General features: G+C 54.5%; 13 protein-coding genes. 6 read left to right on the top strand and 7 right to left on the bottom strand.

All coding sequences use genetic code 11. From position 1 onward, the window contains the following. Positions 1–57: 57 nt before the first annotated feature. Genes hpnE through hpnC form a run of 3 tightly spaced genes read right to left on the bottom strand, consistent with a single transcriptional unit; the run spans position 58 to position 3,321 of the window. Positions 58–1,494: a hydroxysqualene dehydroxylase HpnE gene (hpnE, locus tag C5Y83_RS08940; RefSeq protein WP_146117718.1), complete on the bottom strand. Its 1,437-nt coding sequence runs from the start codon at positions 1,492–1,494 to the stop codon at positions 58–60. Beyond that, the gene (locus tag C5Y83_RS08935) at positions 1,481–2,377 is read right to left on the bottom strand and encodes a phytoene/squalene synthase family protein (RefSeq protein ID WP_105329332.1); all 897 of its coding nucleotides are present in this window, start codon (positions 2,375–2,377) and stop codon (positions 1,481–1,483) included. The genes hpnE and C5Y83_RS08935 overlap by 14 nt, the downstream gene beginning before the upstream one ends. Beyond that, positions 2,374–3,321, bottom strand: coding sequence for a squalene synthase HpnC (gene hpnC / locus C5Y83_RS08930; protein ID WP_105329331.1), 948 nt, complete (start codon positions 3,319–3,321; stop codon positions 2,374–2,376). The genes C5Y83_RS08935 and hpnC overlap by 4 nt, the downstream gene beginning before the upstream one ends. Positions 3,322–3,513: 192 nt before the next feature. Between hpnC and ispH the strand changes: the two genes are divergently transcribed. Then, positions 3,514–4,452 carry a 4-hydroxy-3-methylbut-2-enyl diphosphate reductase gene (gene ispH / locus C5Y83_RS08925; RefSeq protein WP_105329330.1) on the top strand — a complete coding sequence of 313 codons (939 nt, stop codon included), beginning with the start codon at positions 3,514–3,516 and terminating at the stop codon, positions 4,450–4,452. A gap of 10 nt (positions 4,453–4,462) precedes the next feature. Here the strand turns inward: ispH and C5Y83_RS08920 are convergent, their stop codons facing one another. Next, on the bottom strand, positions 4,463–5,686 hold the full coding sequence (locus C5Y83_RS08920; RefSeq protein ID WP_105329329.1) for a DUF1080 domain-containing protein: 1,224 nt from the start codon (positions 5,684–5,686) through the stop codon (positions 4,463–4,465). A 186-nt stretch (positions 5,687–5,872) separates the two neighbouring features. Between C5Y83_RS08920 and C5Y83_RS08915 the strand changes: the two genes are divergently transcribed. Further along, positions 5,873–7,789: a cation:proton antiporter gene (locus C5Y83_RS08915; protein ID WP_105329328.1), complete on the top strand. Its 1,917-nt coding sequence runs from the start codon at positions 5,873–5,875 to the stop codon at positions 7,787–7,789. Here C5Y83_RS08915 and C5Y83_RS08910 read toward each other — a convergent pair. The 3 genes from C5Y83_RS08910 to C5Y83_RS08900 form a co-directional block, all read right to left on the bottom strand. Continuing rightward, positions 7,743–8,141, bottom strand: coding sequence for a hypothetical protein (locus C5Y83_RS08910; RefSeq protein WP_105329327.1), 399 nt, complete (start codon positions 8,139–8,141; stop codon positions 7,743–7,745). The two genes, C5Y83_RS08915 and C5Y83_RS08910, sit on opposite strands and share 47 nt — an antisense overlap. A 78-nt stretch (positions 8,142–8,219) precedes the next feature. Next, positions 8,220–9,818, bottom strand: a complete 1,599-nt coding sequence (locus C5Y83_RS08905) for a type II secretion system protein J (RefSeq protein WP_105329326.1) — start codon at positions 9,816–9,818, stop codon at positions 8,220–8,222. Between the two features lie 311 nt (positions 9,819–10,129). Beyond that, a complete protein-coding gene (locus C5Y83_RS08900; protein WP_105329325.1) occupies positions 10,130–11,104 on the bottom strand; it encodes an NAD-dependent epimerase/dehydratase family protein in 975 nt (324 codons plus the stop codon). Between the two features lie 352 nt (positions 11,105–11,456). Between C5Y83_RS08900 and C5Y83_RS08895 the strand changes: the two genes are divergently transcribed. The 4 genes from C5Y83_RS08895 (at position 11,457) to C5Y83_RS08880 (ending at position 19,501) form a co-directional block, all read left to right on the top strand. Beyond that, positions 11,457–14,714, top strand: coding sequence for a tetratricopeptide repeat protein (locus C5Y83_RS08895; RefSeq protein WP_158262298.1), 3,258 nt, complete (start codon positions 11,457–11,459; stop codon positions 14,712–14,714). 30 nt (positions 14,715–14,744) lie between these two features. Further along, positions 14,745–15,698: a MotA/TolQ/ExbB proton channel family protein gene (locus C5Y83_RS08890; protein ID WP_158262297.1), complete on the top strand. Its 954-nt coding sequence runs from the start codon at positions 14,745–14,747 to the stop codon at positions 15,696–15,698. A 57-nt stretch (positions 15,699–15,755) separates the two neighbouring features. After that, positions 15,756–16,178: an ExbD/TolR family protein gene (locus C5Y83_RS08885; RefSeq protein WP_105329322.1), complete on the top strand. Its 423-nt coding sequence runs from the start codon at positions 15,756–15,758 to the stop codon at positions 16,176–16,178. Positions 16,179–16,279: 101 nt separating this feature from the next. Further along, a complete protein-coding gene (locus C5Y83_RS08880) occupies positions 16,280–19,501 on the top strand; it encodes a hypothetical protein (protein ID WP_146117717.1) in 3,222 nt (1,073 codons plus the stop codon). The last annotated feature ends 14 nt before the right edge of the window (positions 19,502–19,515 follow it).

The raw sequence follows: 19,515 nt of genomic DNA, 5'->3' as shown, positions 1-19,515 counted from the left end.
GTCCTGGGGATTTTGACGCAGGAATAGAAAACCGCAGGAATCTCGTGCACGTAACTGCTAAGGAGTATCTTCTTTTCCGAGGCCCCACAAGAGTTGCGAGATCCATGCCACTGGTAAGTCGGGGTCTCCCACGGGTTCGTGATGCCCGTACTTTCTTAAAATCGCTTCAGCGGCGAGGTATCCACTGCGGACAGCTCCTTCCATGGTCGACGGCCAACCTGTCTTGGTCCAATCGCCGGCCAAGGCCAAGCCAGGAAGAATCGTCCCTTGGTTAGGACGCAAGCTTTCGATTTCAGGAGTCGCTGCAAAGACGGCTTGCTTCTCGGTAACTACTTGTTGGTCGAGCATGTAGGGGGCATGTTCAGCACCGAACGCATTCACGAGTTCGGCAAGAACCTGGCGAGCCAAGTCCTCGTGCTTCATGCCGGCTAATGCTTGCGAGGCACTGATAACGACCTGGTAGTAATAGCACGTTGTGTCACGCAGTTGCCGTGAACCGTGATTGAAAACCCACTGACTCGTTCGATCTAACAGCACGGCATGAGGCAACTTGGTCAGCGGACGATCGAGCCACAGGTGCACGCTTGAGATCGGGGACGACATGATCTCGTCCACGTTGTTGAGCTTCGGCATCAAGTTCTTCAAGATTGGTGAGAATATCTTGGGGGATTGATGCCATGGAATCGCCGCGATGAAGTTCTCGAAGGTGCCTTCCTCGCCATGCCCATAACGGACATTAAATCGCGAGTTGAAATAAGCGACTTGCCGGACAGGCGACTGGCGGTGGAAGTGAACTCCTTTTTCGCCTAGTCGCTGGGCGGCTTGTACGTCGAAGATATCTTGTAGTGGGCTCGTCGGAACGTAAACCTGGTGGGCCTGGCGATTACGCAAAAAGCCATCGACGAACACCTTGCGGGCTGCCGTGAACGAAACCTCGCTCAGCGGAGCTCCCAGCGCACTGACGAGTACGATCTCCCAGAAACGAGAAATCGCCGTTTCCGACTGTTGCTTATCGAGCAGCCAGTCCCGCATCTTCCAGCCAGCGTATTTCTGAGCGGCGGCCGGCGGGGCCATTTCCCAGAGAGCGTTGCGAATGCGTTGATGATCTTCTTTGGAAAGGTAATGTTGTCGCTGAAATGCCCCGGCCAAGTGCAGCGGAGCTGGCAGCCAGGAACTGGACGCGAAAGGATGGATTTTCCCTTCGCCGTCGATAAAGTGGAGTTTCGTATCGCGACGGAAGGAACTCTTTAAATCGAGCCGGCGGCAAAGGCCAAGAAAGTTCGTGCAGCATCCCATCGCCACGTGCTGGCAGCGATCGATCAAGGAAGGACGGTCTGGTTCACGAAACGCTCCTGCGCGACCTCCTAGGGAACGTTTCGCCTCGAAAACATGCACTTCGAATGGAAATCGCGAGAGCGCCTCGGCAGCGGCAAGCCCTGCCAGGCCGCCACCAACGATGGCGACACGTTGCCCGCGCATCTCATGGGCGTTCACTGGCGGCCTCCATGGCGATTGGGCTCCGCGAGCGAAACGGAATCTGAGAGAGTGCTAACGAGGCCAATAATTTTACCTTACGCCACGAACCGACCTGAATCCTACGCTGCAGCACGGCTTGCGGATCGCGCGAGATTTGCTGCAGCAAGTCGTAGTACGTCTGCGTCATTGCATCGTAAATTCGCCGTCCATCCGAGTAGAGATCGTCACGCAGTGCTTGAGCTCGATCGAAGAGTCGCTGAACACGCTCGATTTCGTAATAAATCAATGCTTCAAAGCCTTCGCTCGCTTCGCCCACGAGCAACGACGCTTCAGCAACGTTGAATCTCGCCAAGTCTTCCTGCGGTAGATAGATTCGTCCCCGTTGGCCATCTTCGTGTATGTCGCGAAGAATATTTGTTAATTGGAAAGCAACCCCAGCGGCAATTGCTGAATCACGATCGAAGTCAGGGCGAATACCCCACACGGGCAGGCAGCTCAACCCAATCGCTGAGGCAACTTGGTAGCAGTAATGCTCGAGCTGGGCGAATTCGGCGAAGCGTGTGCGAGTCAAATCGCTTTCGACACCGGCGATAGACTCTAAAAAGTATTGCTCAGGAATCTGGTATCGGCGAATCGTGTCGACCAAAGCAGGCAAGCGGACGTCGCGATAGTCGTCGGCGAGGGCGGCGTGAAACTTCTCTCGCCACTGCTGCAAATCGGTGGCCTGATCGGTCCCCTCAGCGTCGGCCAGGTCGTCGGTGTGACGAAAGAAGGCATACAAAGCGAACATTGCTTGACGCTTCTCCGGCGGAAGAAACCAGAATGACAAGAGGAAGTTTGATCCTGATTGGCGTGAGAGTCGGCGACACTCGGCATAGCTCTCAGTGAGGCGATCGGTCATGCAACGACCTCGTGATAATCCAAGCCAAACTTCTTTCCTCGCACGTGGATTTCCCACCACGCCTTCATTAAGAGGCCCATCTTGACGCGTTTACTGACCTTCGGGCGTCGCTGCCAGGTATCGTAGTTTTGGTGACGGATCTGCTGCAAAATGGTTTGTCCGCCCCGCACAAACAACGCCACATCGACCTTCAATTTGGAGGGGAAGTAATCGACGACCGGTTCGCCTGCTTCAAGCAGCTGCTGCGCTCGGCGAACTTCATACTTGATCAATTCACGAAAGGCTTCTTCCTGAGCACACTTCGGCATGTCGTCGACCGAGAGTCCAAACTGTTGGAAATCTTCTGCTGGAATGTAGACGCGCCCCATGTTGTAATCACGTCGGACGTCTTGCCAGAAATTTGCCAGTTGCAACCCGGTCGAAACACGATCGGAGTAAACCACCGCATCGGGCGAGTAGCAGCGTCCCAGGTACAGAACTAGCCGTCCCACCGGGTCGGCCGAGTTTCGGCAATAAGCCAGGAGTTCGCGATAATTTGCATAGCGTTTCTTCGTTTGATCCTGACGAAAAGCAATCAGCAGATTACGTAGCGGCGTGATGGGAATTTTGAATTCGTGGATGGTTCGTTTCAGAGCGACGAACACCGGGTGATGTGCATCTTGCTGGAAGCATGATTCGAGCTGTTCTTCCCACCACGCTAGCAATGTGAGCCCTTCCGCATCGCTCGACGCTTCATCCGCTAAATTGTCTGCCCAGCGGCAATAAGAATAGATGGCGGCAAAATGGGGGTGAAGTTCGGTTGGCAGAAACCAACTGATGACCGAAAAGTTCTCGTAGGTCGCTGCCGTCAAATCTTGGCAATACGCGTACGCGTCGCTCGTGCTCGGAGTTTGCCAACTGGCTTTCGGGCCGTAGTTTGCCAGTTGATATTGGAAAGGTGTCAACGCGTTATCCGAAAAGGTTGGTTTACGGTTACGACGGCAAAGGAAATTGTAAACTGGAAATTGTGCGGAATTTCGGGCCGAGGGAAAGTCCGATTACCTGGTGAACTTCATGTTAAGGGGAGCGAACGCTGCTCTATGCCCTGCTCAGGCGTTGCGGTAAGATACAGAGCATAGAGGGAGGTTTCCAACCCAATGAAAGTGATTCTAGCAAGCCCGCGCGGGTTCTGCGCCGGTGTTAACATGGCGATCGAGTGCCTGGATCTGACCTTAAAGTCGTTCGGGGCCCCGGTCTACGTCTATCACGAGATTGTCCACAATAAATATGTCGTCGAGACCTTCAAAAAGAAGGGAGCGGTGTTTGTGGACGATTTGCAGGAGGTTCCTCCCAAGTCGATGCTCCTTTTCAGCGCTCATGGCGTGTCACCAGAAATCCGTCAGGCGGCGAAAGCTCGCGATCTAACGGCTATCGACGCGACTTGCCCGCTGGTAACAAAAGTCCACCTAGAAGCGATCAAGTTCGCGAAACTGGGCTACACAATCTGTCTGATCGGTCATGAAGGTCATGACGAAGTGATCGGCACGATGGGTGAGGCTCCTGAAGCGATCGTCCTCGTCGAGACGGAAGAGGACGTCGACAAACTTGAAATCGCCGAGCCCGATAAGTTGGCTTACCTCACACAAACCACCCTTTCGGTGGATGATGCCACGCGGATCATCAATCGACTGAAAGGTCGCTTTCCGGAGATCAAAGGTCCCCCGAAAGCCGACATCTGTTACGCAACTCAAAATCGCCAGGAAGCGGTTCGCATTCTCGGCAACGAGGTACAACTGGTGTTGGTTCTCGGTAGCCAAAATAGTTCTAACAGCCAACGCTTGAAGGAACTGGCTAAAGAGTCTGGAACTCCTGGCTACTTGGTTGACGGAGCGAAAGATATCCAGGCGGAGTGGTTCGACGGAGTCGAAGCAGTGCTCGTCACCGCCGGAGCGAGTGCTCCAGAGGATGTCGTGCAAGAATGTCTCGATTACCTGGTCGAACGTTTCGATGCTACCATCGAAGCTCGCTCGATCCGGGAAGAGGAAGTCCATTTTCCTCTTCCGAAAGAGCTGCGGAAATTGGTTAGCATCACCTAAGCGATCTCCGTTACGGAGTTCGCTGAACGGGCCAACGCCCTGGCAGCTCCTGAATCTCAAACCCGCGAAATGAAACGTCCGTAGTGGGATCGTGCCCTTGCAGCATGATGGTCCCAGCTTCCAGGCGTAAACCACGTCGCGGGTTTTCATCTTGCTTTCGTTGGTCGGTCCAATCGGTGACCTGGTAGCCGTTCACCCAAACCGAGATATGGGCACCCTCGACGATCAAGGTCTTAATCAGCCACTCGTTGTCTTTGCTGACCACACGTCGGGCGGTTGTCCGGCGGAAGATCGCGCCGGTGCCGGAATCAAGTGGCTTGGTTGGGTCTTCTGCTTCAATGCCGTTGTGGATCTGGCTTTCGTAACCCATCATCTTATCGCCAGGGATGCAGCGGAAGAAAAGTCCAGAGTTTAGGTTCTCAGCGTTGGTTTTCGCTTCCATTTGTAGGACAAAGTCGGCGTAGGCTTGTTCCGTTTCGAGTTGGCCAGGACCGTTCTTCGCATGGATCGCACCCTCTTCTGTCACCGTGAATTGCGTGTCCATTTCAGGGTAAGTCTTCCAGCCGGAAAGATCCTTGCCGTTGAAGATTGATTTGAGGCCGAGTGGTTTCAGGCAAATGTTTTTGAATTGGACCTTGCCTCCGTTGTGCTGCAAGCCAATAAATCCTTTTCCCAGGTAGTCCTTGTCGTCGAGGGTCGAGACCACCTCGCCGTCAAGCTTGACTTCCATCACGGGGCCTTGGCAGCGGACTTCAAACGTATGCCACTCGCCCGGCTTGCAATCAGGCGTTGCCTTTTCGCGTCCGACCAAGCTACCGGTCGGAAAGGCGTTTGAGGGAGGTGCGATGTTCAGTTCGTAGCAGTCGTACGTTGGGCTCTTGGGGTTGGGGGAAGTACGGAGGAAGATGCCACTGTTGGTGTTTTCTTCTGCTTGGAAATCAACGCGAAACAAGTAGTCGGCGAACTGGGTCGTCGTGGAGAGCAAACCTATCTCACCGGAGGTGACTTCGATCGTACCATCAACGACTTTCCAGTCGGTTTTGGTCATTGCTCGCCAGCCGAACAGCGACTTGCCGTCGAACAGCGAGATCCAACCATCTTCGATTTCCTCGGAGGAAAGTCCGGGAGTTTCCTGCCCATAAGCAGCACTCGCCAGCGACGCGGCCGAGAAAACGACCAGGGAAAAAGCCACAACGAGTGACTTCCAGTTAGGTTGGCAGGGATTAAACGGCATTTGACGAAGTTCCTGGCGAGAAATGGAAGGACCTTAGCGGGGCAATAGGCGTAACTCTCTAACCTAAGGAAATCATTAGGGTTTGGGAAGATCTGCGGGGTTTGCTCTTGAGTGAGGGTAAGGTAGGTTAATGGTCCGTAGGGATGTCGGTGCCCTTATTGCACCGGCGGTCGGGAGACGCATGTCGTGGAAGAGAACCTCTACCTGATTTACTTTGCCGGGATCTTGGCCTTGGGGATAACTGCCCAATGGCTGGCTTGGCGTCTCCATCTACCTTCGATCCTACTGCTACTCGGCTTTGGGTTTCTGGCGGGCCTGTTGCCACAAGGACCCGATGAAATCATTGGGATCAAGGTTCTCTTTCCGATTGTTTCGCTATCGGTAGCCGTCATCCTGTTTGAAGGGGGCATGAGCCTGCGCTTTAATGAACTGCGCGAAGTCGGGCCAGCTCTGGGTGGGCTGGTTACCATTGGTGCCCTGATTGTGTGGGGCCTGGCGTCTTTAGCGGCTCATTATTTGGTTGGCTTTTCTCCGGCGATCGCGACCGTGGTGGGGGCGATCGTGGTCGTGACCGGACCGACGGTGGTTGGACCGCTGTTAAGTCACATCCGCCCTGCCCGCAAAATCGGCTCGTTAGCCAAGTGGGAAGGGATTGTGATCGATCCCATTGGCGCTGTGCTGGCCGTTCTTGTGTTCGAGTTCATCATGAAGACGGGGGAAGGTGCCACTTGGGTGACACCGCTCTGGTCGATCGCGATGACCGTCTTGGTCGGTGTGATCTTAGGCGGGCTAACCGCCTATATGATGATTTTCTCGCTAAAAAGCTATTGGGTGCCTGACTTCTTGCACAACGCTTTCATCCTGGCGGTTTTGCTGACAGTGTTCGCGATTTCGAATTACATTCAATCTGAGTCAGGCCTACTGACGGTCACCGTGCTGGGCTTGTTGATGGCGAATCAGAAGCAGATTCCGGTGCGGCACATCTTCGAGTTTAAAGAGAATCTGCGGGTGCTCTTGATCTCGTGTTTGTTCATCGTGCTGGCGGCTCGTGTCCCGGTCGACAATCTGGTGCAGGTTGGATGGCGTGGCTTGCTGTTCGTAGTGGTTTTGATTGTGATCGTTCGACCCGCTTCGGTCTTCCTTTCCACGATTGGAAGCAGCTTAAATTGGCGTGAAAAGACGTTTCTATGCTTCATGGCACCTCGTGGTATCGTGGCGGCTGCGGTCGGTTCGATCTTTTCCTTCGAGCTCTCACATCATTCCGATGCCTTAGGGCTGACACAAATTGGCGGCATTCCAGAGGGCAATCTGGTCGTTCCAGTCGTCTTCTTGGTCATTGTTGGAACGGTGACGTTTTACGGACTTACCGCTTCCCCGGCGGCTCGCTGGCTGGGACTTTCCAGTCCTTCGCCTCAGGGAGTGCTGATTGCTGGGGCCGACCGCTGGATTCGGGAACTGGCCGTGGTAATTAAGAACGCGGGCTTCCATGTGGTGCTGGTCGATACAAACTTCCGTAATATCACCGCAGCTCGAATGCAGGGGCTTTCGGCCCAATGTGCGAGTATCTTGTCGGACTTTGTCAGTGAAGAGCTAAACCTCGGTGGTGTCGGGCGGCTCCTTGCGGCCACGCCGAATGACGAAGTCAATTCGTTGGCCTGCATGGAATTTACCCACCTCTTCGGCCGTAAAGAGGTTTATCAGCTGAGTCCTTGGGACTCTGGTTCAGGCAAGCGACAATCGGTTTCTGACCATTTACGCGGGCGAGTGATCTTTGGGCATGGACTCGACTTCTACAAGATCGCGCGTCGTGTGACCGCTGGGGCTCAGTTCAAGAAGACGACGATCACGGAAGAATTCACCTACCATGACTTCCAGCAAACACATGGCGAGTCGGCCACGCTGCTTTTTGTGGTGGTGGAAAGCCGGTTGCGGATTGTTACGGCGGACGACAGCTTCGTCCCTAAAGCAGGGCAGACGATTATCGCCTTGATAGATTCTCGCCCTGAAGCTCCTAAGGCTGCGGCAAAGCACGATTCATCAGACGATTCGGAAGAAGTCAGTTCGCCGGATGAATCGCCAGCGAAATCTGTGGAATCGGAATAGAGTCTTCCAACTCAGCCAGTTTTTCCACCGAAAGGGTTAAGCAGCATCGCTGCGTGAGGTGCTCGCTGACGCTCAACGAATGCGGCTGGTTCGCCGCGAACTGGCCGAGGCTGGTGTCATTCACCGACACACTGCCCGAGAAAGGCATGTCGACCAAGACAAGTTCGACCCGCGATCCATCATCGATACCGGTCGGGCGATGGAACCATCGTTGCAGTAGGACGGGGCCGTCTTTCGACGCGGAGATAACCTCCGGCCAGCCTTTGGGCAGCTTCACCCGCTGTGGCTCGTCCGGCAAACCGGTGATCATTTCCCAAGGCCCGTTCAGGCGAATCGAGTGGTGGTCGTTCATAAGTAAAAAAGGCGGGCACGCTTTGATAACGTGTCCGCCGTCTCAATGTTGGAGATAGTCTTCGCCCGTCGTCAGGCACTAATCTGGCAGGAAGTCGGCCATGATCGTGTCTTGCCGAACCTGACGGGTTCCTTCTTCGATCGCACGCACGGTGACCGAGATACCACGCAGTGGATTCGGGTAAGGCGGCGAAGTCTCGTATTCGGCTAAATCATCGACGATACCGTTGCTGTTGTCATCGAATCCGTTTGTCCCCTGATCGATGTTTCCATCACCGAATTGGTCAACACCATCGGACTCATACAGGAGGGGCCATGTATCGTAATAGGCATAGGTGAGGGTAGTGTCTTGCGAACCACTTCCGTTGTTGCCAGGAATTCGAAGCATCGAAGGCATTTGAGTAAACGAACCCACCTGCTGTCCTGCCAGTCCGGACTTGGCATTTGGCGTACCTGAAAACAGTGGAGCTCCTGGCGGTGAGGAATAGCGTCCGCCTGCCAGCCAGTTCAAATCGACGAAAGCCCCAGTCATCGAGGTACCTGCCGTGTATGACTCATAGACGTTCGTATCGGATGTAGCCGGATAGTAAAAGTCACCGGGTTGCCCAGCAATCGTGCCACCTGGCTCTTGGCGAACGACAGCACCTGGATCAAAAACCTTCACATCGAATGCCAATGTCTTGGTCAGGATGACGTCCTCACCGGTTCGATCACGGAGATTCGTGGGGCCAATCGTCGTGTTCAATTGCTCGAACGACAATAAGCCCGCAGGCGTCATTGGATAAGGAAATGCCGGGGAACCGCCCACAATCGCATGACCGATTCGGCGTTCGCGGCTTTGCAAATCCTCGAGCGAATTGGTTTGCCACTGCGAACTGGTCGCACCAGAAGTACTCGCCGTGCTCGACATGGAGAGGTCGTAGTAGTTTCGAGCTTCCGCCTCACTCATGGTGTACGTTGCTGGGGGCGTCATCGCTGGGCCACTAGTTCCTGCAACGTCTCCCAGGTAGATATCGGGCCGAATCAGGAAGGCCCGTCGATAGACCGTGACGGTTTCGTTCGCATCGCGCAGTGCTGCAGTGTTCCATTGCTCCAAGTTACGATCGTCTGCTGGTGTCAGTTTGGTGAAATAAACGACCTCGGCATACTGCGAGGTGATAACCGTAAAATTACCACTTGAACGATCGACGTAGTACTTATAGGGATACGCTGGGTTCGTATTTGCCACCAAGTCGCCATAGATCAAACCAATAAACGGTTGATCCTTGCTGTAGGCTGTGAAGCAGAGAATGTCGTCCGCATCACCACCCATCGATCCGTTGTGCGGATCGGTAAGGATCGTCGGGTCATCACCGACGATGTCAAAAGCGGCGAAGTCGACATCGCGGTCGGGGCCTTCAATGATCTCGAAATAGCCTTGGTTACTGCCTGGTTGAACCCACGGAAGGACATCGACCGTCAGATTATTCAGGTCGGTTTGCAGTTGATTGGCGACGCTACGAATGTTGCCAGACAATTCGATCTTGGCTCGGGCATCACGCATCGCGTTTCCCATCATGCCAAAGATCTGAGCGACGGCAGCAAACATGATCAAGCTCAGCGCGGTCGCCATCAACATTTCGACGAGCGTAAGCCCGCGCGCTCGACGAGCGAAGTGCGGTGTGCGAATGTTCCACATACGATGTGCGTCCTGTTGGTGTTCCTTCGGCTAACGTGCAATCTGCCCGCACGATGAACCAAGGTCCCTATTCTCGCAGGCCGAATGGGGCAGCCTCGCGATCTATTTTAGATAAGTTGCGTGTCGACTAGCTGGCGTAAGAATGGCTGGAAGCTAAGTATTTCCAGACGCTTAAGTATATTGTGCCCCAAGTCATTATTCCACCGGCAATCTCGCTTTCCGTCAAGCAATTTGCTTGGGTGGTCCCCTCGTGCGGGTGGCTCTGGGCGGGGCGGCGCCTTGTCCTGGCCCGCTGAATCAAGATGTAACCCTTACTTCTTATCCGCAATCACATCGTCCACGATGTCTTCCAGTGTGAACTTCGGGCTGTAATCGATACATTTCGTCAGCTTCGTTAAGTCAGGGACTCGGCGGAGGATATCTTCAAAGTTAGCGCTGTAAGCTTCTTCGTAGGTTTGAAACTGAACCTCTAGGCCTGGGTTGGCCTTGCTGATCACCATCTGGGCGAGTTCTAGGATGGTTACAGGGCGATTGCTACCGATGTTAAAGACCTGTCCTAAAGCAGCGTCCGTTCGCATCAACTTGATCACGGCCTCAACGACATCGGCCACGTGGGCAAAGCAGCGAATCTGACTGCCATCGTGGTGAACCGTGGGGGACTTGCCGGCCAGGGCAGCATCGACAAAGCGGGGAAGAACCATTCCGTAGACACCCGTTTGTCGGGGGCCAACTACATTGAAGAAACGCCCGATCACGATGGGGGTTTGCTTCTGATGCCAATAGGCGAGGGCTAGGAATTCGTCGATCGCCTTGGAGGCTCCATACGCCCACCTTGGGCGGGTAGTCGAGCCGAAAACGAGATCATCCTCTTCGGTCCATGTTTCTTTTGGGTTCTTGCCATACACCTCAGAGGTACTGGCCAGGAATAGGCGAACGTTGTTTCCTTCGGCGTTGCGGCGCTGGACTTCGGCCAGCAAGAGTTCCGTGGGATAGATGTTTCGCTCGATGGTTTGGATCGGCTCTTGATTAATGAGTGCAACACCAACCGCTGCGGCCAGGTGGTATACCTCGTCCGCCTCGTTTACCAAGTCACGCACGAGGTCGCGATCGCTAACCGTTCCCTGGACGAAGCGGAAGTTGGGATTTGCCAGGAGCGGTTCGATATTTTTCTTGGTTCCAGTCGATTCATCGTCGACCACAATGACTTTGTTGCCTGTTTTCAGCAGAGCTTCTGAGAGATGCGAACCGATAAATCCGGCCCCGCCGGTAATCAGAGATGTTGCCATGGCAAGTTTTTGCTTTGCTCAGGACCCGCGAAGGTCGATCCTTCGTCGAAGTGACTTCGTAGTGAGTAGGCGGATGACGTTTCGTAGCCAACTTGTCGGCTTTCGCGCGACAGTTTGCCATCCTACTAGATGTTGACTCCGCATGTTCGTCATCGTCTCTATCATGATCGACAATGCGGACAAATTTGCGGCAAAGTCCTTTCCCCCACGAAAAAATAGCTCTAGAAAAGGATTCTCAAGGCGGAATAATGAAACTTCGTGGTATTTCCGGCACAATAGGATAGACGCATGCCGCTGACCACATTCCACTTGAGTAGATTTCGCGGACCCAATGAACGAGGAACTTTGCTTGATGCAGTCTCTCAATTCCAATCCTCTCGGTTTCCTTGTAAGAGGCAAGCAAACGAGAGGGGAAACTTCACGAGCAGCGAGTTCGATTAGTTTGCTGGCGGTCCTCGTATTGATACTCTTCGGGCAAACCGCAGCCGCCCAAGAGTCGTCTCGAGAGGCGGCTCTCTTTTTTTCAGATGTCGTCAATTACCAGAATGCGGGCGAGTTCGATTTAGCTGCGGATGAGTGGAAGAAATTCATTGAGAAGTTTCCATCCGATCCGTTAGCCGCCAAAGCACAGAACTATTTGGCCGTCTGCCAATTACAACTCAAGAAATTTGCCGACGCGACGACGAATTTCGAGACCGTTCTCAAAAAGTATCCGGAAGCTGACTTCCGGGAAGAGGCCATGCTTAACTTGGCCTCCGCTAACTATGCGTGGGCTCAAAGTGGAAATGCGGCCAAATATGGAGAAGCCGCCAATCGCTTTTCTGCACTGCTGAAAGAGTTTCCGAAATCGAAGTTCGCCGATCAGGCCTACTACTTTCTCGCCGAATCGTTGTACATGAACGGTCAACAGGAAGAATCGCTGCGGGTGTACGACTATCTTGCCCAGAACTATCCGCAAAGTCCGCTCGCACCTGATGCAATCTATGCCAAAGGAGTCACCCAGGAAGAGCTGAAGAAGTACGCCGACGCACAAAAGACCTTCGACCAGTTTCTGGAGAAACACTCCAGCAATGCGTTAGCTACGGAAGTCTCGATGCGGAAAGCGGAGGCTTTGCTGCAACAGAATCAGGTTGAGGCTGCTGAGAAGCTGTTTGCTCAAGTTGCCAACAAGCCAGGTTTCGAGCTGGCCGACCATGCCAGGTATCGCTTGGCTTTCTGTGCTTTGCAAAAAGACGAACTGCTGAAAGCGGGCAATGAGTACGCTCGCATTCCCACGCAGTTTCCTAAGTCAAGCTACGCACCGGAAGCCACGATGTTGGCTGGTCGCTGCTACTATCGAGCTGGTCATCTTGACGACGCCGCAAAGTGGCTGGCTGCCGCCGGTCGCCGCGGAGGAGAATACGAAGTTGAGGCAGGGCACTGGCTGGCTCGGGTATACCTGCAACAAGGCAAACCAGGCGAAGCGGAAAATCTAGTCAAATCGGTCCTGCCGAAAGCTCAAGGAAGCGAGTTTCTTGTCTCTCTAAAAATGGATCTAGCCGACGCCGTCTACGAACAGCCAAATCGTCGGACAGAAGCAATCGGGCTATATCGACGAATTGCGAAGGATCATGCCGACTTGCCGGAGGGAGCACAAGCTCTTTACAACGCCGCTTTTGCCGCGCTCGAAACGCGTGATTTCCCATTAGCATCTTCATTGGCAGACGAGTTCGCTCAGAAGTATCCGCAAGACGAATCGAAGTTGGACGCGATGTATGTGGGCGCGGAAGCGAAACTACAGACCGACAAGTTCGCTGAAGCGGAGCAATCGCTGAACACATTGCTTCGAGAAGGCAGAAATCGGCCCGAGGCAGCCCGCTGGCAATTACGTTTGGCCTTGTCGCAATATTTGCAAAGCAAGTATGCCGATGTGGAAAAGACGGTCGGCGGAATGCTTGCCAGTTTAAAAGACGCGGACCTGGTCGCACAAGCAAACTACCTGCTCGGGGCAAGTGCGTTTCAGTTAAACGAATACGAAAAAGCCCAACAAGCGTTGGAAGCTTCGATTCGAGCTTCAAAGTCGTGGCCGCAAGCGGACGAAGCACAGCTGATGCTGGCAAGGACGTTGAACCAGCGGGGGCAGAATGCTCAGGCCATCCAAGAGGCACAAGGGATCGTTACTGCGTTTCCACGTAGTCAGATTCTCGACCAGGTGTATTTCCGCTTAGGTGAGTTTCTCTTCGCTGCTGATCGTTTCACGGAAGCTGTTTCCGCTTACCAGCAGGTCCTGGCCAAATCACCCCAATCAACGCTTGCACCGCACGCACTTTATGGCCAGGCATGGGCCTACTTGAGAGAGCCTGACACGGCCAAGGCAGAACGGGCCTTCTCGCAATTAATTGGTCAGTATGGACAACACGAACTCGTGACCGACGCCTACACGGGGCGGGCAATGGCACGTCGTGCTGCTGGCAAGTATCCTGAAGCAATCGACGACTTGAATTCGGTAATCGCCAAGAGCAGTAACCCGAATCAGAAGCTGGAAGCCGAGTATCTCAAAGGGGTCAGCCTGGTCGATAGCAAGAACCCTGCCGAGGCCGAGAAGGTCTTCACGACGATTCATCAGCAGAATCCCGGCTTCGCCAATGATGATAAGGTGCTGTATGAATTGGCCTGGGCGCAACGATCGCAAGATAAGCCGGATGCGGCTGCAGCCACTTTTCAGATGCTGGCCAAATCGCACCCTGAGAGTCCTTTGGCAGCAGAGGCCATGTACCACGTTGGGGAGTCGCACTACAGCAAGGAAGACTTTGCGGAAGCAGAAAAGTGGTATGCCATGTCGGCCAGCAAAGCCAAGACCGCCGAGATCGGCGAGAAGGCAGTTTACAAACGAGCTTGGTCGCAATACCAACAAGACAAGACGCGTGAGGCACTTCAAGGTTTTGGCCAGCAGATCGACAAGTATCCCAATGGTGTGCTGACCTCGGATGCGGTCTTCATGCAAGGGGAATGCTTTTTCAAGGACAAACAGTTCGATACGGCCCTCGACTCGTACGGCCGGGTCAATCCCAAAAGTCTCTCCAGCGACGAAATGCGATCCCTACTGTGGCTGCATGCCGGGCAAGCGGCGAGCCAACAGAAGATGTGGAGTGCGGCGAAAAAGTGGTATGGGCAATTGGTCGATCAGGTCCCCAATTCACCTTTGATTGGCGAGACCTACTACGAGCTTGGTTGGGCTGCCTACAACGAGCGGAATACAGCAGAGGCGATTCGTTACTTCGATCAAGCTGCGGAAGCGTCGCGTGGTTTAGCAGGGGCCCGAGCTCGTTTCATGCTGGGAGAAATCTACTTCGAGCAAAAGAAGTATGACGAAGCTACCTCCCAGTTTAAGCGTGTCGTGTACGGTTTCGGTGGCGAGGAATCACTAGAAAGTGTGAAACCTTGGCAAGCCAAGTGTGCTTATGAAATCGGCCGTTGTAGCGAAGTTCAGATTCGGGGTGCCGATGCCGCAAAGCGAGCTGAACTGATTGCCGACGCGAAGAAGTTTTATGGTTTGGTGAGCGAGCGTTATCCGGAATCGCCGGAAGCGAAACTGGCCCAAACACGGCTGGAAGCCTTGGCCCAACTCTAATGCATGATGCTTAGAAAGCGACTCTCCGGAATGAATGATTTTGACCAATCAGGTGAACATCGCGGCCAGCGAAGGCAAACTGGATTCGCTGTCGTGCTTCTTCTCTTGGCGTTTGCAGGGCCGGTGTGGGCCCAGGAGGAAGAGCCTGCACCCGGCCAACCAGTGGAAGAAGAGTCGCCCGCTTTGATCGAACAGAGGCTCAACGATACCGAGTCCCTTACCTTGGTAAGCCTCGTGCTCCGTGGTGGACGAATGATGATTCCACTTGGAGTCATCTCGGTCGTTGTGGTAGCGCTCACCTTCGAGCGTCTGTTTGCACTCCGTAAATCACGAATCACTCCGTATCGACTTCAACGCGAGCTTTCGCAACTTCGCCTCAGCGAAAAAGGACTAGACCCGCGTGAGGCCTACAAGCTGTGTAAGCAATATCCCTCGGCACTTGGAAACGTCGTGAAAGCGATGCTTCTTCGCATCGGCCGCCCTCAATCGGAAGTGGAACATGCTGTCGCAGAAGCTACCGAGCGAGAAGCCGATCGACTCTATGGTAACGTGCGCTGGATTTCCTTGATGGGAAGCGTTGCCCCTTTGTTGGGACTGATGGGAACCGTGTGGGGCATTATTTGGACGTTTTATAAAACTACCCAACTGGAAATCGGGGCGGATCGCGCCGATCAGTTAGCTGGTGGGATTTTCGTCGCTTTAGTGACAACGTTAGGTGGACTAGTGATTGCTATTCCCGCGATGATTGTTGCTCAGTACTTTGAGAGTCGGATCATTTCGCTATTCCATGAAATGGATGAGATTTTGTTCGACTTGATTCCAGGTTTCGAGCACTACGAAGGGAAGTTGCGTGCCAGGCATCGGACCTACGAAAGCACCTCGACTGCCTCGTTTACCACGATGGTGCCACCCAATGAACCCACAGGTGGCGATACCCTTGATGGATCGCAGACACAACCGTTGCCCAGGTCTCCCTATCAATAGTCCCACTGATTTCGCAATCGCAATGATGTATCGGCCTTCTAGCAAGTAGACATACCTTTGGCAGTCAAATTCAAGAAAAGTCGCGCCCAGTCGATGCTCGATATCACGCCGTTGATTGATATCGTGTTTCTGCTGTTGATTTTCTTTGTGGTGATGACTCGCTTCGATGAAGAAGATTACAAGCTGGATGTCGTATTGCCGACTGCCAGTGAGGCAAAACCGTTAATCTCGCAGCCACGCGAGTTGTTTATCAACATCGACGAGCAAGGCAATTTCTTCGTTCGCGGAGAACAGTACACGATTGACGAAATTGACGAGCTGCTTGTGCAGACGGCGGCCGACAATCCAGAGAGCACGATCATTATTCGTGCGGACAAAGATAGTAAGCTTGAATTCAGCGTCCAAGTAATGAATGCCTGCAATAAGGCGAAGCTCAGCAATTACTCGATCAGCACCGCTTCGATTGAGCCAACCCAATAGCAACTGCTCCTCATCGCGGAGCTTAGCAGAAACCTATGGCCCAGGACTGGAGAACTGACGACGACTCGCGATCTTTTTCCCCACCGGAGAAAGCATGGCCAGTGTACGTCGCGTTCACTATGTTCATGCTCTACTTCGGAGCGGCCAGCTATCTGCTATTCGATTGGGATCACGAAGTCTGGTACTTCGACGCCAAAATCTACGTCGCATTCGCGGCGATCGCTTGGATCATTGGCATGCTGCTGATTCCGCTGCTCGACCTCGGCAGCGTTCGCCGCGGAATTCAGCTTTCGATTGTGCTCAGCCTGATGCTTCACCTGAGCATGTTTCTAGGGATCGTCGCGATTCAAGTGGGCGAGGTTGCGGACTCTTCGCTGAATCTCAATGAAGAGAAAACACCCAAACGGCGGCAAGTAGTCGTGCCCGATTACAGCCCCGCCCAAATCAGCGAAGATCGTGATGCCGCGCGAGAATACGAACAGCCCGTGGAAACACGTGAGGCAGAAGCCGAGGTCGATCCGCTCCAGCAGGAAAAGATCGAACACGAACAGCCGGAGATGAATCCGAACCAGGTCGCCCAAGAAGAATTGCCGCGTGAAGTCCAGCCCGAAGAGATCGAACGCAAGCAGCAAGACTTGCAGCAGCCGAAGCAAGAAACGCTTGATCAGCTTCCCTCTGAACTAGCCAAGCAGATGCGTGAGATCGAACGTCAGGCCCAGCAAGCTGAGCAAATTAAAGTCCAACGGCAAGAGGAACAACTCCCCGAACTGTCCGCGGCTCAAGCCGAAGCTCAGCGGGCCGCCCAAGCCTTAGAGATGCAGCGCCAAGCGGCGAACGTACAAGAGGCAATGGAGCGAGCGACCGAGCTGCAACGACGCGAGGCTGCACAAGAATTGCCTGAGCTTTCGGCCGCCGCCGCCAACGAAATCGAGCGTCAGCGGATGCAAAGCATGATACCGGCACAAACTCAGGCGGAAGCCGCTGCCGTTCAAGAGCGTGCGGCTCAACAGGTTCAAATCCAAGCTCAAGCTGCGGAACTTGCTCGGCAACAATCACAGCAACCAGCCAATCAGCCACGTTCTAACGTTGAAGCACCCGTTCGCTCGGCAATGGCTGCCAGTATGGCTTTAAATCGAAATCAGATAAGCCCTGATCAGCAGATTACGCCCTCGGCCGCCCCACGCGAGGTTGGCAGGAATGCTGCGGCAAGTAACTTACCGACGATCAATACCAACGTGGCGGATAATCTCCCACGTCCGATCGCCGGGGAAGCCAGCAGTGCTCAACTTCGACCTGCTGCCGGAACTGTTGCTCGCCAGGAAGTTGGTGGTGACGGCGTTGCGGCAAACGCAGTAAATCCTGGCCAGCTGTGGGCGCGACCTTCGACAGCCAATCGGTCGGCCCAAATGCTCGAGCAGCACGGGGCGACGCGTGGTATGACAGCTCGCGACGAGGGCATTGCCACGAGCGATCTTCGCAATCCATCAATCGGCCGCAGCCCAGCTACCGGTTCCCCGGCCATGCTCGGCCCGAGTGTTAAGATCGAGTACGTCGGTCCTGCGAACGGAAATCAAATGACTGGCAATGCCGATGACTTGGCATCCGGGCAATTCTCGGGGCCTGCGACGAGTATTGGCCGAACGGCATCCAACGGGACGGAGCAGTTCGGCAATGGGCAAACGGGAATGACTGAGTTCGGAACGCCCCGAGCAAACCTCGGTGCCGGCTTCTCCGCACCGACGCCAGGTACCGCGCGCCAAGGTAGTATTGGTCCGTCAATTCAAGATGTCGCCTCAGGGACGCAAGGCCTTCCCAATGGGCGTACGCCAGGGCGAAGCCCGGTGGTCGGAATCACGGCGGAACCTGTCGGTTCGGCTGGAACTGGCGGCGCTTTGCAGCCAGGCGGAAACGATGTTGCCGGAACGTTTTCTGGAATGGGGAGCGTTCCAGAAGTTCGTCGAAGAACGTTCGGCGAAGGCCCTGTGACTGCTGGTCGCCCAGGGACCATGGACATAGCCGGATCCACGTTCAGCAACGCACCACAGCCTGGCTTCATCGGAAGACGCCGCACCGACGACGGGCCTCAGATCGGCACTCAGATAGCGAATCTTCCGGTTCGATCTCCTGGTCGGCAAGGACCGCTGCTGAGCACAAAGGCCGCCGTTCCGACACAAGCGTTCAGCCGCCGAGCAATGCGAAAGGGAGCTGGGGCAGGGGACGGAGCGATTCGGCCAAGCCGAGAAACCGAAGAAGCAATCGAACGAGGCTTGGCCTTCCTGGCCCGTCATCAATCAGCCGACGGTCGCTGGAGTTTGCGTGGCTTTGCAGCCGTTCATCCTGAGAACTTCCCGCTGTACCAGGAAGAACTCGATTCGGAATATGCACTTAATTCCGACACGGCGGCAACAGGCCTCGCGCTGCTCGCGTTCTTCGGAGCTGGCTACGATCATCTGAGTGACAAGTACCAACAAGAGGTCCGCGATGGCGTCCAATTCCTTCTGAAGAATCAGAAGACGAACGGTGACCTGTACATCGAAATGGATTCCAAGTCGAATGCTAGTTGTCGGCTTTACAGCCACGCGATTGCGGCCTTGGCACTCAGCGAAGCGTACGGAATGACCCAGGACGAGAACCTGCGTGAGCCCGCTCAACGATCGCTTGATTTCATCGAACTAGCTCAAGACCCGAATCTCGGTGGTTGGCGTTATAAGCCAAGAGACGGAACCGACACCTCGGTCACAGGGTGGATGACATTAGCTTTGAAGAGCGGACAATTGGCTGGCCTGCGCGTCGATCCGAAGACATTCGACGGCATTCGTCGTTGGCTGCGCGCGGCAGAGTCACGTTTGGGAGGCCGTGCTGTGTACGTCTACAACCCGTACGCCGCGGACAACGATGCCCAGCGTCGGGGACGTCTGCCGAGTCAGACGATGACGGCGGTCGGAGCGCTGATTCAGCTATACCTGGGCAATCGCCGCGACAGTCGAACATTACAAGACAGTGCTGAATACTTGAAAGCGAATTTGCCGCAGCTAGGCACGCCACAACGACCGCTTCGTGATACCTACTATTGGTATTACGCCACGCAAGTGATGTTTCATATGCGAGGAGAATACTGGGAGGCTTGGGACAGCCAGTTGCACGTGATGCTTGAGCAAACGCAAGAGCTAGAAGGGCCGACCGCTGGAAGCTGGGATCCAAACGGCCAAGTGCCCGATCGGTGGGGGCCGTTTGCGGGACGCATTTACGTGACGACGATGAATCTGCTCTCGCTGGAAGTCTATCACCGTCACCTGCCGATCTACGATGACGTCGGACGGTAGTATCTTCGTTGCGG

Source organism: Blastopirellula marina, assembly GCF_002967765.1.
Lineage (GTDB): Bacteria > Planctomycetota > Planctomycetia > Pirellulales > Pirellulaceae > Bremerella > Bremerella marina_A.
This window is presented reverse-complemented; position numbering and strand designations above follow the sequence as displayed.

Excerpts from the sequence above, each read along its gene's own strand:
- C5Y83_RS08935 (WP_105329332.1), bottom strand. The coding sequence starts at position 2,377 with ATGACCGATCGCCTCACTGAGAGCTATGCCGAGTGTCGCCGACTCTCA.
- ispH (WP_105329330.1), top strand. The coding sequence starts at position 3,514 with ATGAAAGTGATTCTAGCAAGCCCGCGCGGGTTCTGCGCCGGTGTTAAC.
- C5Y83_RS08920 (WP_105329329.1), bottom strand. The coding sequence starts at position 5,686 with ATGCCGTTTAATCCCTGCCAACCTAACTGGAAGTCACTCGTTGTGGCT.
- C5Y83_RS08910 (WP_105329327.1), bottom strand. The coding sequence starts at position 8,141 with ATGAACGACCACCACTCGATTCGCCTGAACGGGCCTTGGGAAATGATC.
- C5Y83_RS08905 (WP_105329326.1), bottom strand. The coding sequence starts at position 9,818 with ATGTGGAACATTCGCACACCGCACTTCGCTCGTCGAGCGCGCGGGCTT.
- C5Y83_RS08900 (WP_105329325.1), bottom strand. The coding sequence starts at position 11,104 with ATGGCAACATCTCTGATTACCGGCGGGGCCGGATTTATCGGTTCGCAT.
- C5Y83_RS08895 (WP_158262298.1), top strand. The coding sequence starts at position 11,457 with ATGCAGTCTCTCAATTCCAATCCTCTCGGTTTCCTTGTAAGAGGCAAG.
- C5Y83_RS08890 (WP_158262297.1), top strand. The coding sequence starts at position 14,745 with ATGAATGATTTTGACCAATCAGGTGAACATCGCGGCCAGCGAAGGCAA.